This window comes from Amycolatopsis sp. NPDC051716 (assembly GCF_040681595.1).
In the GTDB taxonomy this organism is placed as follows: Bacteria; Actinomycetota; Actinomycetes; order Mycobacteriales; family Pseudonocardiaceae; genus Amycolatopsis.
The window spans coordinates 12,847-28,251 of record NZ_JBFAZA010000020.1; the positions used below are offsets into that span (position 1 = coordinate 12,847).

A 15,405-nucleotide genomic window follows, 5' to 3' on the forward strand; every position below is an offset into this window, starting at 1 on the left:
GCGTAGGCAGAAGCAAGGGAAACCCAGGGAAGGAACCCCACCATGACCGCCACCATCGCCCGCGAAACCCGCACCACCACCCCGGCCAAGACCCAGGTCACCGGCCTCGTGATCGGCGCGAGCCGGATCGTGATCTCGTTCCTGTTCGGCTTCCACGGCCTGCAGGGATTCGGGCTCTTCGGCGGCATCGACGGCCAGGGCGGCGGCGTCCCGTTCGGCTCGTTCCCCGGCTGGTGGGGCAGCGTTTTCGAGCTCGTGGGCGCCGCGCTGCTGCTCGTCGGGCTGGCGAGCAGGCCGGCCGCGATCCTGCTCTCCGGTGTGATGGCCTACGCCTACTTCACCGTGCACGCCCCGATGGGCCTGCTGCCGCTGCAGAACATGGGTGAGCCCGCCGCGGTGTACTCGTGGATCTTCCTGCTGTTCGCCGCGATCGGCCCCGGCCGCCTCGCGCTCGACAACCTCATCAAGCGCTGAGGGGCCCGGGGGCGCGGTCCGGTCAGTAACCGCCCTGGGCGGCCGCGAGGTCGGACCGCGCCATCACGTGTTCCATCAGGCTGGTCAGCACCTGCTTCGTCGAGTCGCGCTCACGGGCGTCGCACAGCAGCAGCGGGACGTCCATGCCGACGTCGAGCGCCTGCCGGACCTCCTCGGTGCCGTAGCGGTACGCGCCGTCGAAGCAGTTCACGCCGACGACGAACGGCAGGTTGCGGCGCTCGAAGAAGTCCACCGCGGCGAAGCAGCTGTCGAGCCGCCGCGTGTCGGCCAGCACGACGGCGCCGAGCGCGCCCTCGGCCAGCTCGTCCCACATGAACCAGAACCGGTCCTGGCCCGGCGTGCCGAACAGGTAGAGGATCAGGTCGGGGTTGATCGTGATGCGGCCGAAGTCGAGCGCGACCGTCGTGGTGGTCTTCTGCTCGACGCCGGACAGGTCGTCGACACCCTCGGACGCGGTGGTGATGACCTCCTCGGTCCGCAGTGGCGGCACTTCGCTCACCGAACCGACCATCGTGGTCTTGCCGACCCCGAACCCGCCGGCGATGAGTACCTTGACCGCGGTCGCGGTCAGGTTCCGCCGGGGGTCAGAGTTTCCGGATGCCATCAAGAACCGCCTGCAATACGTGTCGGTTGGGGGTTTCCTGGACCGGTGCCGCGGTACGGAACAGCACCAGGTTCTGTTCGATGAGGTCGCTCAGCATCACCTTCACCACGGGCAGCGGGAGATCGACCCGGGCGGCCACCTCGGCCACCGAGACCGGCCGCTGGCACAGCGCGATGATGCGCGCGTACTCCGGTTCGAGCATGCCCGCTTCGTGCGCGGTGCGCAGGGCGACCACGAGCGTGATGAGGTCGAGCCCGAGCGTGTCCGACCGGGTGCGGCCGCCCGTGACCGCGTAGGACCGGACCAGCGGGCCGGCCTCGTCGTCGAACCAGGCTTCGTGCCGTGCGCTCATGGCGACGTGGGCTGAACGCCGGCGCCGGTCCGCGGGGCCGAGGTGAGGACCTGGCCGACCCGCTTCACCATCAGGTTCATCTCGTACGCGACCAGCCCCATGTCCGCGTCTTCGCGGGCCAGCAGGGCGAGGCAGGCGCCCCGCCCGGCCGCCGTCACGAACAGGAACGCGTGGTCCATCTCGACCATCGTCTGGCGGACGTTGCCGCCGCCGAAGTGCCGCCCGGTGCCGCGGGCCAGGCTCTGGAACGCCGAAGCCACCGCGGACAGGTGTTCGGCGTCCTCCTCGGAAAGGTTGCCCGACCTCCCGATGAGCAGGCCGTCCGAGGACAGCACCACCGCCCGGTCCGCCCCGGCGACCCGCTTGACGAGGTCGTCCAGCAGCCAGTCGAGCTCGTGGGCGCCTGAGTTGACCATTACTCGCGCTCTCCGTACCTGTCGTCGTTCTCGGGAAACTCTTCGTCTCGGGCCCGCCGGGTGCCCTGCTGGAAGGCGGACAGCCTGCTGCGGGCGACCTCCGGGGAATCCAGCCGGACCTCTTCGCGTTCCGCGGTCGCCGGCTTATCCTCCCGCAGCTGCGGGACGAGGCTCTGCTGGCGTCGCCGCTGCGGCAGCGGCGGGCGGCCGGGCGCCTCCGGGCGGCGCGGCTGCTGCGGGCGGCTTTCGGGCGTCGCCGCGGCCCGCGGCTCCTGCGGCGGCCACACCGGCTGCTGCGCGGACGGCCGCGCCGGGCGCGAGGACCGGGCGGGCGGGGCGGGCGGCCGGACCGCGGCCACGGGCTGGGCCTGGGTCGGCTGGCTCACCGGCTCCGACACGGACCCGGCCGGGACCGGCGTCGGCGCGGACGGCGGCTGGGCGGACGGCTGGACCGGGGCCGGCGGCGGGACGGTCACCGGCGGGGCCGCCATCGGCGGCACCGGCGTCGGCGGCTGGCTCACGGCCGCGGGAGCCGTCGGGGGCGCCGGCGGGGCCGCGGGCGGCTCGGTGCGGTGCCGCGGCGGGCGGCGGACCGGCCGCTTGAGCGGCGCGACCTCGTCGTTGGCCGTCGTCTCGGGCTCGGCCAGATTGGGGACGAGCTCCGGCTTCGGCGGGGTGATCGGCTGCTCCGGCTCGATCTCGGCGAGCGGGGCGAGCAGGTCGGTGCGCACCAGGACGATGGCCCGGGTGCCGCCGTAGGCCGACTCCCGCAGGTGCACCTGGATGCCGTGCCGCGCGGCCAGCCGCGCGACCACGAACAGGCCGAGGCGGGGCTCGTCCGACAGCGCCATGATCCCGAAGTCCGGCGGATCGGCCAGCATCGTGTTGATCTCTTCGGTCTGGTCCGGCTCGAGCCCGAGGCCCTGGTCCTCGACCTCGATCACGACACCCTTGCCGACCACGTTGCCGCGGATCTCGACCCGGGACTGCGGCGGCGAGAACGCCGTCGCGTTGTCGATCAGCTCGGCGAGCAGGTGCACGAGGTCGCCGACGACCGGGCCGCGGACGGCGATCTGCGGCAGCACCGCCGCCTTGACCCTGGCGAAGTCCTCGGTCTCGGCGGACGCGCCGCGGACCAGCTCGGCGAGCCCGACCGGGTTGCGCCACTGACGGCCGGGCTGCCCGCCACCGAGGATGATCAGGTTCTCGGCGTTGCGGCGGGCGCGGGTGGAGAGGTGGTCGAGCTGGAACAGGGTGTCCAGCTGCTCCGGGTCCTCCTGCTTGCGCTCGGCCTGGTCGAGCACCTTGAGCTGGCGGTGCACGATGACCTGGCTGCGGTGGGCGATGTTGAGGAACACCGTCTTGGTGCCCTCCCGGGTCTTCGCCTCTTCGATGGCGGCCGCGATGGCGGTCTGCTGCGCCTTGTTGAACGCGTCGGCGACCTGGCCGATCTCGTCGGTGCCGTGGTCGAGGAAGTGCCCGCCCTCTTCGAGGTCGACGGGCTCGCCCGCCTGGACCCGGGCCACCAGCTCGGGCAGCCGGACCTCGGCGGCGTCGAGGGTGTCCTCGCGCAGCCGGTGCAGGCGGCCGATGAGCCGGTTCGACAGCCGGACGGCGACGAAGACCACGAAGACCGCGAACAGGACCGCGATTACGCCGGCGATCAGCGACTCGGTGAACGTCGAGTCCGCGTCGTTGATCGCGGCCTGGCTCGCGTTGGAGCTCTGGAGGATGAAGATGCCCATCAGCGCGGAACCGACCTGGCGGGCGGCGGTGCGCCACTGGTCCTGCGGCACCGGCAGCTTCGACAGGTCACCGCGCAGGAACGTGGTTTCGACCTGGTTCACCGTCTGCCACGGCTGGCTGGCCAGCAGCTCGTCGTACTTGGCCTTGACCTCGGGGATCAGCTTCGGCGCCGAGGCGTCGAGCTGGGCGTGGTAGGCACCGACCTGACCGACGTAGGTCCGGAAGTCGTCGTTGCTCAGCCCGCCCGCGGCCAGCCCGGCGGCGGCGAGCGCGTCACTGCGCTGCATCGCGTCGGCCGCGGTGAACAGCGGGATGGCGGTCAGCCGGTCGAAGGCGTTCTGGGCGCCGCGCGCGTTCTGCGCGAGCCCGGCCACGCCGTCGGTGAACTGGTCGATCATCTTGTTGTAGTAGACGAAGGCCTGGTTGATCTGCATCTGGCCGCCGTCGATGGCCTGCCGGTTCTGCGGCAGCTGCTGGTACAGCCCGAAGAACGTGGTGATGTTCTTCAGCACGCTCGGCGGGGTGTCGTCGTAGTCGGCGAAGCTGTCCTTGAGGTACTGGATCGTCTTCGCGGCGTTCTCGTCCGTCTTCGGCCGGACGGCCGCCAGCACGGCACGCTGGTTGCTCTGGCCCGCGAGCAAGCTCAGCGTGGCCTGGCGCTCCTGCTGCAGGGAGGCGAGGAAGGGGATCGACGGGGCTTCCGAGCCCCGGATGCGGTTCGTGTAGTCCCGGCCGGTGACCGCGTCGTAGATGAGGTAGCCCGCGAGGGCCACACCGACCAGCAACAGCGCGATACTGGGGACGAGCGCGATCGTGAGCACGCGCTTCCGAATCGAGGATCCCCGGTTGCGTCGAAGAGAAATCTGCTTCACCTGGGTCCGTTTTCCTTCCGGCAGTACATGGTTTCGGGTCGCCCGAGGCGTTCGACACCCGGATTCCGACCAGCCGGATCAACATCACCGTGGTCTGCTTCGCCCGCGACGACGTTAGGCAGCCCTCCAGGGCGCGTCAAGTCCGTGGCGAGAACGTGATCTTGAAACGGTGACCCCTCAACACTCGCTGCCTGCGCTTGGAAAGTCCACCACCGTAAGTCGTGACCTTCGTCGCAGGTCGACTTTCGTTCCCCGTACGGATGTGAGCACTGGGAGCGCTCCCGATCCCCGCCGCGCGTCCGGGCCGGCCTCTCTACGTACGACAGCGACGAATCGTTCGGTGACAAACATCACGGACCCGCACTCACACCTCCGCACCCCGCCTTCGTCCGGAGTGGACACCCCCGGGAAAGCGGAATGCGCAGGATCGGCGAAACGCTGCCGCGGATTCGCCGGAGACCGAGTGCGAATTCCCGGCATTCCGCATTCGCGGTCGGTTGATCACGCTGCGGTGGCCCGGTACCGGTTCCGCCGCCGCTACGGGCGCTCAGCCCGGGAACTCGTCGGCCAGCGTGTTCCAGAAGAGCAGCTCGTAGCTCTGGAACAGCCGCGCGCAGCGGTGCGCTTCGCGTTCGTCGAGCCGGTGGGCGTCGAGGCCGGCCTGGATCGCGGCGAGCGCTTGTTCTTCTATTTCCGGAACGTCCGCAGCGAAGAAGTCGAAAAACGCGCACTGCTCGTCGGTGAAGCCGTAGTGCTCCCGCATGCCGGCGGCGACGTCCCGGCAGTACCGGCCGAAGGCGGCGAAGTTGGCGAAGATCCCGGCCGCGGTCGCCGACGACTCGCCGTTCAGCGCGAGCCAGGCGACGTAGGCCGGGTAGACCTGGCAGCCGGCGCGGGGCAATTCCCGCCCGTGGTCCGGACCAGTCGCCGCGAGCAACGCGTCGAGCATCCCGTTCGCCTGCTGCTCTCCCGGCGCGAGGCCGCCGAAGAAGGTGCGCGCGTTCGGCTCGTCGGCCCGGGCGGCCAGCGCGTGGAAGCTGCGCCAGTCGCTGAGCGTGATCAGCTTCTCCTCGGCGGCGAGCGCGGCGAACACCGCACGCGGGGCCCGGCCCGCGGCGATCAGCGGCACGAGCCGGTTGTCGCCGTCGCGCGGCGCGAGTTCCGCCTGGATCTCATCGAGCAGCTTGCGCGCCGACCGCGTCATCGATTCCCCCCGGAGTCCGCCGTCCCTCGTGGAAGCGGCCCCTCCATTGAAGCGCGGTTCCGGCGCGGACGCCCGTGTACACAGTGGACAGTGGTGGAGACCTGACCGCTATGTCCGGTTCGACGGCGACGCTTGACGTGGCCGCGATTCTCTATCCCCCTGCGCCGGGAGCCCCTACAGTGTGGCCATCCGGAGTACCGAGGAGGCCAGCGTTGACCACCCCGTCCGTCGCCGAGCAGACCGAAGGCCAGACGATCCCGCGGCTGCTGCACCGCAACGCGGTCGAGTACCCGGACCTGCCGGCGATCACCTCGCTCGACATCGAAGGACAACCGACGCTGACGTGGGCGGAGTTCCGCACCGCGATCGCCGAGGTCTCCCGCGGGCTCGCCGGGCTCGGGCTCGCCGCCGGTGACCGCATGCTGATCATGGCGCCCGGCTGCCCGGACCACATCGTCGCCGACCTCGCCGCGACGCACCTGTCCGCCATCCCCTGCACCGCCTACGCCACGCTCAGCCCGGACCAGATCCGGTTCGTCGCGCGGCACAGCGCGGCACCGGTCGTGGTGCTCGGCGGGGAGAGCGAGCTGGCGCGCTGGCGGCCGGTGCTCGACGACCTGCCGGCGCTGCGGCACGTCGTCGTGATGGACGAGACCGCGATCCCCGGCGGCGACGACCGGTTCGTTTCCCTCGCCGATCTGCGCGCCCGGGGCCGGGAAGCGCTTGCCGCCGACCCCGACGTCTTCGAGCAGTCCTGGCAGGAGATCAAGCCGGACGACCCGCTGTCCATGATCTACACCTCCGGCACCACCGGTGACCCGAAGGGCGTCGTCCTTTCGCACCGCAACGCGATCCACCAGGCGTACGCGGTCACCGAGCTGCACCACCCGCCGATGCACGCGACGAACATCGCGTACCTGCCGCTGGCGCACATCGCCGAGCGCGAGCTGTCGATCTACCTGCCGATCGTCTGGGCGGGGCACGTGCACACCCTCGCCGACCCGACGGGCGTCGTCGGCGCGCTCGGCAAGGTGCACCCGCAGAGCTTCTTCGGGGTCCCGCGCGTGTGGGAGAAGATGGTCGCCGGGCTGAAGAACATGCTCGGCGGCGTCCCGGAGGACAGGCGCACCGCGCTGCTGCAGGCGAACGAGCTGCTGCAGCAGGGCTACAAGCTGCGCAGCGCCGGCCAGCCGGTGCCCGCGGACCTGGCCGAGAAGATCCGGCAGGCCGACGAAGCCGCGCTGGCGCCGGTGCGCGCCCTGCTCGGGCTCGACAAGGTGCTCGTCGCCTCCAGCGGCGCGGCCGCCATCCCGGTGGAGATCATCTACTTCCTGGCCGGGCTCGGCATCGAGATCTGCGAGGTCTGGGGCCTGTCCGAGACGACGGGCGCGGCGACGTCCAACTCCGCGGAGGCGTTCCGCGCGGGCACCGTCGGCAAGGCGGTCGAGGGCGTCGAGGTGAAGGTCGCCGAGGACGGCGAGCTGCTGGTGCGCGGGCCGATCGTGTTCCTCGGGTACCTCCAGGAGGACGGGACGATCGCCGACGCCACCGACGCGGACGGCTGGTACGCCACCGGCGACATCGGCACGATCGACGAAGACGGCTTCGTGACGATCACCGACCGCAAGAAGGAACTGATCATCACCTCGAGCGGCAAGAACATCGCGCCGACCCGCGTCGAGGGCCTGCTCAAGGAGCACCCGCTGATCGGCCAGGCGGTCGCGATCGGCGACGACCGCCCGTACGTGACGGCGCTGATCGTGCTCGACGACGAGATCGCCCCCGGCTGGGCCGCGGCGAACGGCGTCGAAGCGGCCCCCGAAGAGCTCGCCGACCACCCGGCCGTGCGGGCCGAGCTGGAACGCGCGGTCGAGTCGGCCAACAGCAGGCTCGCGCGGATCGAGCAGATCAAGCGCTACCACGTGCTCCCGAAGGCGTGGACGCCCGAATCCGGCGAGCTGACCCCGACGCTCAAGCTCAAGCGCCGGGTCATCAACGACCGGTATTCGACCGACATCGAGGCTCTCTACGCGGCGACCCGCGACCCCGAGCCGGCCGCGGGTTCCTAGGCGGTCCGGGGCGAGGTCGTCTCCGTCCACTTGCGCAGCCGCGGCGGGACGCGCTTCTCCAGGCCGTAGTTCTCCAGGTGGGCGGAGAAGACCTCGTCGAACGCCTTCTGCACGGTCTCGGTGTCCCACACCGGGCGCTCGAGGATCGGCTGCTTGAGGAACGGCTGGCCCATGACGTGCAGCTGCGGGCCGTTGCACCGGATCATCTGCCCGGTGATGCCGTCCGAACCCTCACCGAGCAGGAACAGCACGACCGGCGCGATCCGCGACGGCGTGCGGTCCGGCGGGCAGGCGCGCAGGGAGCGTTCGGACTTCCACACCATCCGGGTGTGCGCGAGCGGGCAGACGGCGTTGACGCGGATCCCGACGTCCTCGAGGTCTAGGGCCCAGGAGTAGGTCAGGGACGCGACCGCACCCTTGCTCGCCGCGTACACGCCGAGCTTGCGCTGCCCGAGCGAAGCACCCGAGGAGATGTTGACGATCGACCCGCCGGTGCCCGCGTCGACCATCGCCTTGATCGCGGCCAGGCCGGTGTTCACCACGCCGAGGACGTTGACCGCGACGAGCTCCCGCGCCTGCTCGGCGTCGTCCTCCCAGGGCAGCGCCTCGTAGTTCAGCCCCGCGTTGTTGACCAGCCCGTCGATCCCGCCGAACTCCTTGACGCACAGGTCGACGATCTCCTGCGCCTCTCCCGCCTCGGCCACGCTGTGCCCGCTCGCGACGGCGCGGCCGCCGTGCGCCCGGATGGTCTCCGCCGTCCGCTCCGCCAGCTCGGCGTCGACGTCGTTGACCACCACTGCCCCGCCCGCGCGCGCGATGTGCACCGCGAACGCTTCGCCCAGGCCCCGGCCGGCGCCGGTGACCACGACCGCCTTGCCCTCCATCAACCCGTCCATCGCTTCTCCCCGATCTGCAGCGCCGGCGGCGCGCGGTCCGTCCACCCCGGCCGGCTCACTGTCCAGTCTTGGCCCATTCGGTCCAACGCGGCATCGGCGCGACGACGAGCGGCCGCCGCCTTGCGCCGAGCGAGTCCGGTTCGATCAGCCGGACGTACCCGTGGGCCGGTCACGAGGGGGTGACTGGCTCGCATTCAGGGGACATCGGCGCGTAACCGGCGGCATACTGTGGGTGCTTCCCGGTGGTAGGCCGTGACTCCCCCGGACGGCGTCGTCACCGGAGAGGCACAATGCGACGGTCCAGGTTCACTCGATCGGGGGACGGTGGTGGTGACGAGGTGACAACGCGCGCGACACCCCGGCTCCGGGCCGTCCTGGCCAGCCGCGAGTTCCGCGCGCTGTGGTTCGCCGAGACGCAGTCGATGCTCGGTGACCAGCTGACCATCGTCGCGCTGGCCATCCTGACCTTCGACCGGACCGGGTCGCCGCTGCTGTCGGCCGTCGTCTACTCCCTGACGTTCCTGCCCGCGCTCGCCGGCGGGCTCGGCCTGTCCCAGCTCGCCGACCGGTTCCCCCGGCGCGCGGTGCTGGTGACCGGCTCGCTCGCCCAGGCCGTCCTGATCGGGCTGATGGCCCTGCCCGGGATGCCGATGGGCTGGCTGTTCGCGCTGTTCGTCCTCGCGAGGCTGGCGAACGCGCCCGGCAACGCCGCGCAGAACGCGCTCGGCCGCGAGGTCTTCACCGACGACGACGTCTACCTGCAGAGCCAGGACCTGCGCGGGATCACGAACAACACCGCGATGCTGGTCGGCCTCGCCGTCGGTGGGCTGCTGGTGACCACGATCGGGACCTCGTGGGCGCTGGCGATCGACGCGCTGACGTTCCTGGTGGCCGCCGTCGCCGTGCGGCTGCTGGTGCTGCGCCGGCCCGCCGCGGGCGACGGCGGTGCCCCGTGGTTCGGCGCCGTCCGGCAGGTTTTCGGCGACGAACGGCTGCGGGTGCTGCTCTACCTGTCCTGGCTCGTCGGCCTGGCGGTGATCCCGGAGGGCCTCGCGGCGCCGCTCGCCGCACAGCTGGGCGCGGGCGACCAGGCGGTGGGCTGGCTGCTGGCCGCCGATCCGCTGGGCTTCGTCGCCGGGACGTTCCTGCTGTCGCGGTTCGTCACGACCGAGCACCGCCGCAAGCTGCTCGGTGTGCTCGCCGCGCTGCCGCTGGCCGCGCTGGCGGCCTTCGCGCTGCGGCCGAACCTGGCGTTCGCGCTGATCCTGCTCGCGCTGGCCGGCGCGACGGGCGCGTACGTCATCACGGTGTCCGCCACGTTCATCACGTGGGTGCCGAACGACATCCGGGGCAGCGCGGGTGGGCTGTACCGGACCGGGCTGCGGGTCGCGCAGGGCGTGGGTGTCGGCGTGGGTGGGCTGGTCGCGCAGGCGCTGGGTTCCGCGCACACGACCATCGCGCTGGCGGGCGCGGTGGGACTGCTGCTGGCCGTGCCGGTGGCGTTCGCCTGGCGCCGGGTGGGCGGGGCGGAACCGCAACCGTGGCCGTCGTGAGCGCCAGGTGCCACCTCCGGGTACGGCCAAGATCATGAATGGCATTCACGGACGTCACGGGTGACAATTCGAGGGTGGTTCAGAAGTCGCGGTTGCTCATGGGGGCCACCTCCATGCGGGGAGAGTCTCGCAGAACCGTTTGCGCCGCGTTCCCGGCAGTTACTCCGGGGCCTTGGCCGATCCGTTGCTGTGGGATGGTACCCGGTTACGGAATGCGTGAACACTCTGCCAGGTACCGATGAGATTACTCAAGGCCGGGACTAGGCTGGAAAGGAGGTGACCAATTGCATCCAGGACCGGACGGGGACCCCGCCGCGCCGGGCGAACCGGGCGGCGACCAGGCGGCACGGGCGGCCGTGTCCCGAGACCACGGCGCCGCGGAACCGGACGTGACCACAGGTACGCCCGCGACCACGACCAGTGGCGCACCGGCGACCGCCCGGGTCCGCCACGCGTACTGGCCGGGCAACTGGGCGCTCTGGCGCCGCCGTCCGGTGCAGGTCGCCTTCATGCTGGCGGCCGAGGCCGTCGCGGTGGCCGTTCTCGCCGTGTCGTTCGCCCGTTCGCCGATTCCGTCCGGAAACGACTGGATCAATTTCGCGATTCTGGCCGCGGGTGCCACCGTCCACATTCAGCTGACCCAGCGCCAGGAAGAACGGCGACGCGACCGGACCAAAACGGTGCTGATCGACCTCACCGCCGTGTGGACGTTTTCCGCCGCGATGATACTGCCGGTACCGCTCATCCTTTTCGTCATTGCCGTCATCCGGTTGCAGCACTGGTTCATCGCGCGGCGGCCGGCCCACAACTTCATATTTTCGTCCATCACGCACGGCCTCGCCGGCGCACTCGCCCACCTCACCTACACGGCGCTCGGGCCGCACCTGCTCGGCCGGCCGGGGTGGGGTGACTTCCTCCGCGAGTCCGGCACCATCGTCGTCACCGGAGCCATCTACGAAGCGATCCAGATCGCGTACGTGGGCGGGGTCCTGCTGCTCGGATCCCCCGCCGGGCGCACGGTTCGTAACGTGCTGGGCAGCCCGGCCGACAACATGCTCGAAGCGATCACCATCGGCCTCGGCGCGGTGACCGCGATCCTGCTCGCCGCCGTCCCGCCGATGGTGGCGGTGATGGCCGTGGTCACCGTGGTCTTCAATCGCCTCGCGGAACTCGATCAGCTCCAGAACGACGTCCGGACGGACCCGAAAACGGGCATTCTCAACATGCGTGGCTGGTCAGAGGCGGCGGAACGGGCGCTTGAACGGACCGCTCGATCGGGTGATCAACTGGCGTTGCTGATGGTCGATCTGGACCACTTCAAGTGGATTAACGACACCTATGGACATCCGGCGGGCGACGACGTGCTGCGCACCGTTGCGCAAACGCTCGACGACGTGACCAGACCGAGCGACTTGGTCGGCCGTTTCGGCGGCGAGGAATTCCTCGTTCTGCTACCGGACATCGGCGAAGAGGCGACGTGGGACGCCGCCGAGCGCATCCGCATCGCGATCGCCAAGCTGCACATGGTGACGACGGACAAGCGCGGCGACCCGGCGACCATCGCCGACCGCACGACGTCGATCGGCGTGGCCCGCCACCCCCGCCACGGGGACACCCTCGAGCGTCTCCTCCAGTCCGCGGACGCGGCGGTCTACCTGGCGAAGGAGAACGGCCGCGACCAGGTCTGCTTCGCCCCGGACGCGGTCACGCCCCCAGCCGGACGGTGAGTTCGAGCTTGACGAGCACCTCGGCGCAGGTCCCGGCCGAGGCGGGGGCCAGCCGCACCCGCTCACCGCGGTAGCCGGCGGACTCGAGCCGCAGGACGCCCGCGCCGGGCGCCGGACGGGGGTGGCACCAGTGCCGGACGGTCCCGGTGCCGGCGTGGTCCCTGGCCAGCAGGAGGTACTCGTGGCCGAGGTCGTCGGCGACCCGGTCCAGGCCGTTCCACCACAGGGCGCGGAGGGTGAGGCCGTCGCCGTCGCGCAGCAGCTCGACGGGGGGATCGGCGTGGACGTCGACCCGGAAGCCGCGGTCGGTGACGCGGACCGAGCGGACGTGGAGGAAGGCGCTGCCGCCGGCCGGGGCGGCAGGCGGCGGGGAGACACGGTCACCCGGACCGGGCGTCCCTCCCCCACCGGCGCCGGGCAGTGGGCCGACGGCATCACCCGCACCGTCTCGCGACTCGTCCCCCGGCCGCGGCCCGGTCGCGTCCCCCGCACCACCGCCGGGCGGCGCGCCCACCGGCCCGGAGCCCGGCGCCGAGCCACCGCCCACCGGCCCACCCGCAGCACCGTCCGGCGGCAGGAGCACCTCACGCCCGCCCGCGCCGGTCTCGGCGCGCGGCAACAGCGCCGCCACCGCCAGCTCCGCCGCCAGCCGGCCGTCCTCTTCCCCGGGACGCTCCCGGACCCCGCGCAGCTCTCCTGCCAGGATCCGGTGGCCGAGTACGTCCGCCCAGGCCAGTGCCGCGGTCCGCAAGCCCGGCTCGGTGTGCAGCCGGTCGAGCAGCGGCCGCGCCCGCCGGACCTTGCCGAAAAAGGCCGCCCGCACCAGGCGAGCCGCTTCCCGGCCACCTTCGTCGGCCGCGAAGAAGCCGGTCATCGCCCGGTCCAGCGCCCGCAGCTGCGCGGCCAGCACCGCCCGGGCGACCGGGCCGGGGTGGGCGCGAGCCAGCTCCGGCGGCGCGCAGTCGCGCAGCGCACCGGCCAGCACCCGCAGCTCCGGCGTGCGCGGTTCGCGAAGCCGGGCGCCGGGGGCGAGCCGGCGCAGTGCGCGCACGGTGTTCTCCGCGGGCACGGCGAGCTCGGTCGAGCGCACTGCTGCCTCCTGGTCGCCGCGCCCCCTCTCCCCAGTCTCACCAGGACGTCCGCGCCGCGGTAGGGAAGAACGGGCAGCCGTCCGGGCAGCCTGCGGCAAACCCCCGGGGCAACCCGGCGGTTATCCCCATGTCGGCCGCCGAGCGGGGCTGGCACCCTTGAACCCATGCCGGCACCGACCGATTCGCCACGCACCCGCCGACCCTGGTCGACGTCCGGGTGGCTGCTGCTGGTCCTGCTGGTCGTCTTCGCGTTCGGGCTGATCGCCTCGCGCCCGCCGGCCCCGCCGGACCAGGGCCCGCCGACCGGTGACGTGCTGGCCGCGCAGAACGCCGTCGAGGCGCTGGTCCACCCCGGTCCGCACCCCGACGCGCTCGCCCGGCTGCCGAAGGACTTCACCGCGCTCAGCGGCGTCACCCCGGGCGCGCTGCCGGCCCGTGACGGCACGGTCCGCGCCGTGCACGTCGACGGCGGCTGCTCGACGCCGTGGGGCGACGACAACACGAAGTGGGACTACGCCGTGCCGTGCAAGGCCCACGACCTCGGCTACGACCTGCTCCGGTACGCCGACCGCAAGGGTCACCCGCTCGGCCCCGAGGTCCGGGAGGCCCTGGACGACCGCCTGTCCTACGACATGCACCACGCCTGCGACCTCAACCCGATGAACTCGGCGCTCACCTGCCGGGTCGTCGCCTCCTTCTACTCGGCCGGGCTGGTCGTCAACTCGTGGCACCAGCGCTGGGGCCCGCCGGTCGGCGACCCGATCGGCCCGATGGTCGCCGGGGTGCTGGTGATCGCCTGCCTGCTGGTCTTCCGGCTGCGCGGCTGGCTGCGGGCGCGCCGCGTGCCGCGGGCGCCCGTGCCCGCCGCCGCACCCGCGGAGATCAGCCGGTGGGCCCTGCTCGGTGCCGGCGGGGTCGTCCTGCTGCTGCTCGGCGAGTCCGTGACGGCGCTCGCGCACTGGGCCGGGGCGGCCGAGACGGCGCTGTGGCCGCTCACCTGGCTCGCCCAGCTCGCCCCGCTGATCTACTTCGCCGGCGGCCACGCCAACGCGGCCGGCTGGCGCGCCGAGCAGGAAGCCGGCGGCGGCTACCGCCACTACCTGGCCGAACGCGCGAGCCCGCTGCTGCGCCCGGCGTTGATCTTCGCGGTCGTCGCGCTGCTGACGCCGCTCGCGCTCGAACTGCTCGGCAGCCCGGCGGGGACGACGGCGACGGTGATGCGGATCGCGCTGCACCCGCTCTGGCTGCTCGGCGTCTACCTGCTGACGATCGTGTGCGCACCCCCGCTGTTGGCCCTGCACCGCCGGGCGCCGGTGCCCGCGGCCGCCGGGCTGCTCGCCCTGGTCGCCGGCGGCGAACTGGCCGCGAGCTGGTCCGGTTCGCCGCTGCCGCGCTACGTGGCGACGTTCGCCATCGCCCTGCTCGCCCAGCAGCTCGCGTTCGCGCACGCCGACGGCCTCCGCCCGGCGCGCCGGCTGCTCGCCGCGGCCGCCGCGGCCGGGGTCGCGGGCCTCCTCGGGGTGAGCGTCCTGCGGGACGGGCCACCCGTCCTGCTCGGCAGCCCGGGCGCGCCCGCCGCGTTCTCCGCGCCGCCGTGGGGCGTGCTGCTGCTCGGCCTCGTCCAGCTGGGCGTGCTCGGGCTGCTGGCGCGCCCGCTCGCCAGGCTCGGCGACCGGCCGGGCGTCGCCCGCGCCTGCCGGTTGGTCCTGCGCGCGCCGATGAGCCTCTACCTGGCGTTCCTCGCCGCGATGCTGCTGCTGGTCGCCGTCGTGTACCTGCCCGGCCGGATCGCCGACGGGGTCAGCTGGCTGATCCGCCCGCGCACGCTGGTCGCGGTCGGGCTGCTCGCGGTGCCCGCCACGCTGGTGTTCTGGTGGTTCGAACGGCACACCCACGGCGTCCGGGCGCCGCGTGCGGCCGACCACCCCGGCCGCCGGACGGCGGTGCTCACCCGGGCCGCGGCCGGGCTCGGGATCGGCTACGCGACGCTGGGCGTGTTCGGTTTCGCGCTGACCCGCTTCGGCGGGGTCGCGGCCGACGCCGACCTGCTCGGCCTGCGGCTCGACCCGATCCAGAGCCTGGTGCACCTGCTGCTCGGGGTCTTCCTGCTGCACACGATCCGGATCGGGGCCGGCGCGGCGACCGGCACGTGGCTGGCCACGGCGCTCGCCTGCGCGCCGTCGCTGCTGTTCGCCGCCGACGGAAGCACGCCCGGCTTCCTCGGCGTCACCCTCCACGCGGTGACGGCCGCATTCGCCCTGCTGGCCGCCGCGGGGACGCTCATCCCGGTTCGACCGCCGGCGAACGTGACGTCCTGACCAGGCGAAACCATCGAACCTGCGGGAAACTGGGTGGCGCGCAGCACATTCGCAGGGGGATG

12 protein-coding genes are annotated in these 15,405 nt (G+C 72.3%); 5 read left to right on the plus strand and 7 right to left on the minus strand.

The genetic code is table 11. The features are described from left to right. The first annotated feature begins 42 nt into the window (after window positions 1-42). On the plus strand, window positions 43-474 hold the full coding sequence (locus tag AB0M30_RS26410) for a DoxX family protein (RefSeq protein WP_360179299.1): 432 nt from the start codon (window positions 43-45) through the stop codon (window positions 472-474). A gap of 22 nt (window positions 475-496) precedes the next feature. Here AB0M30_RS26410 and AB0M30_RS26415 read toward each other — a convergent pair whose 3' ends face one another. From AB0M30_RS26415 to AB0M30_RS26435, 5 genes are all read right to left on the minus strand, one after another. Then, window positions 497-1,099, minus strand: a complete 603-nt coding sequence (locus AB0M30_RS26415; RefSeq protein WP_103344348.1) for an ATP/GTP-binding protein — start codon at window positions 1,097-1,099, stop codon at window positions 497-499. Continuing rightward, window positions 1,080-1,451: a DUF742 domain-containing protein gene (locus tag AB0M30_RS26420; protein ID WP_004561733.1), complete on the minus strand. Its 372-nt coding sequence runs from the start codon at window positions 1,449-1,451 to the stop codon at window positions 1,080-1,082. Before AB0M30_RS26420 ends, AB0M30_RS26415 begins: the two co-directional genes overlap by 20 nt. Further along, a complete protein-coding gene (locus AB0M30_RS26425) occupies window positions 1,448-1,867 on the minus strand; it encodes a roadblock/LC7 domain-containing protein (RefSeq protein ID WP_004561732.1) in 420 nt (139 codons plus the stop codon). The genes AB0M30_RS26420 and AB0M30_RS26425 overlap by 4 nt, the downstream gene beginning before the upstream one ends. Continuing rightward, complete coding sequence (locus AB0M30_RS26430) at window positions 1,867-4,434, minus strand: nitrate- and nitrite sensing domain-containing protein (RefSeq protein WP_364588571.1); 2,568 nt, start codon at window positions 4,432-4,434, stop codon at window positions 1,867-1,869. The genes AB0M30_RS26425 and AB0M30_RS26430 overlap by 1 nt, the downstream gene beginning before the upstream one ends. A 598-nt stretch (window positions 4,435-5,032) precedes the next feature. Next, window positions 5,033-5,689 (minus strand): transcriptional regulator, encoded by a 657-nt coding sequence (locus AB0M30_RS26435; RefSeq protein WP_364588574.1) that lies wholly within the window; start codon window positions 5,687-5,689, stop codon window positions 5,033-5,035. A gap of 212 nt (window positions 5,690-5,901) precedes the next feature. On the opposite strand from AB0M30_RS26435, the gene AB0M30_RS26440 reads away from it, so the two are divergent. Beyond that, complete coding sequence (locus AB0M30_RS26440; protein WP_364588577.1) at window positions 5,902-7,758, plus strand: AMP-binding protein; 1,857 nt, start codon at window positions 5,902-5,904, stop codon at window positions 7,756-7,758. Here AB0M30_RS26440 and AB0M30_RS26445 read toward each other — a convergent pair. Beyond that, a complete protein-coding gene (locus AB0M30_RS26445; RefSeq protein ID WP_364588580.1) occupies window positions 7,755-8,654 on the minus strand; it encodes an SDR family oxidoreductase in 900 nt (299 codons plus the stop codon). The genes AB0M30_RS26440 and AB0M30_RS26445 overlap by 4 nt on opposite strands. Window positions 8,655-8,992: 338 nt before the next feature. Between AB0M30_RS26445 and AB0M30_RS26450 the strand changes: the two genes are divergently transcribed. Then, window positions 8,993-10,207, plus strand: a complete 1,215-nt coding sequence (locus AB0M30_RS26450) for an MFS transporter (protein ID WP_364588586.1) — start codon at window positions 8,993-8,995, stop codon at window positions 10,205-10,207. A gap of 284 nt (window positions 10,208-10,491) precedes the next feature. Further along, a complete protein-coding gene (locus AB0M30_RS26455) occupies window positions 10,492-11,934 on the plus strand; it encodes a GGDEF domain-containing protein (RefSeq protein WP_364588589.1) in 1,443 nt (480 codons plus the stop codon). On the opposite strand, the gene AB0M30_RS26460 is transcribed toward AB0M30_RS26455, so the two are convergent. Further along, window positions 11,912-13,024 (minus strand): hypothetical protein, encoded by a 1,113-nt coding sequence (locus AB0M30_RS26460; protein WP_364588592.1) that lies wholly within the window; start codon window positions 13,022-13,024, stop codon window positions 11,912-11,914. The two genes, AB0M30_RS26455 and AB0M30_RS26460, sit on opposite strands and share 23 nt — an antisense overlap. A gap of 165 nt (window positions 13,025-13,189) precedes the next feature. Here AB0M30_RS26460 and AB0M30_RS26465 point away from each other — a divergent pair, with 165 nt between their 5' ends. After that, complete coding sequence (locus AB0M30_RS26465) at window positions 13,190-15,343, plus strand: phospholipase (protein ID WP_364588595.1); 2,154 nt, start codon at window positions 13,190-13,192, stop codon at window positions 15,341-15,343. The last annotated feature ends 62 nt before the right edge of the window (window positions 15,344-15,405 follow it).

Excerpts from the sequence above, each read along its gene's own strand:
- AB0M30_RS26465 (WP_364588595.1), top strand. The coding sequence starts at position 13,190 with ATGCCGGCACCGACCGATTCGCCACGCACCCGCCGACCCTGGTCGACG.
- AB0M30_RS26445 (WP_364588580.1), bottom strand. The coding sequence starts at position 8,654 with ATGGACGGGTTGATGGAGGGCAAGGCGGTCGTGGTCACCGGCGCCGGC.
- AB0M30_RS26410 (WP_360179299.1), top strand. The coding sequence starts at position 43 with ATGACCGCCACCATCGCCCGCGAAACCCGCACCACCACCCCGGCCAAG.
- AB0M30_RS26420 (WP_004561733.1), bottom strand. The coding sequence starts at position 1,451 with ATGAGCGCACGGCACGAAGCCTGGTTCGACGACGAGGCCGGCCCGCTG.
- AB0M30_RS26415 (WP_103344348.1), bottom strand. The coding sequence starts at position 1,099 with ATGGCATCCGGAAACTCTGACCCCCGGCGGAACCTGACCGCGACCGCG.
- AB0M30_RS26425 (WP_004561732.1), bottom strand. The coding sequence starts at position 1,867 with ATGGTCAACTCAGGCGCCCACGAGCTCGACTGGCTGCTGGACGACCTC.
- AB0M30_RS26435 (WP_364588574.1), bottom strand. The coding sequence starts at position 5,689 with ATGACGCGGTCGGCGCGCAAGCTGCTCGATGAGATCCAGGCGGAACTC.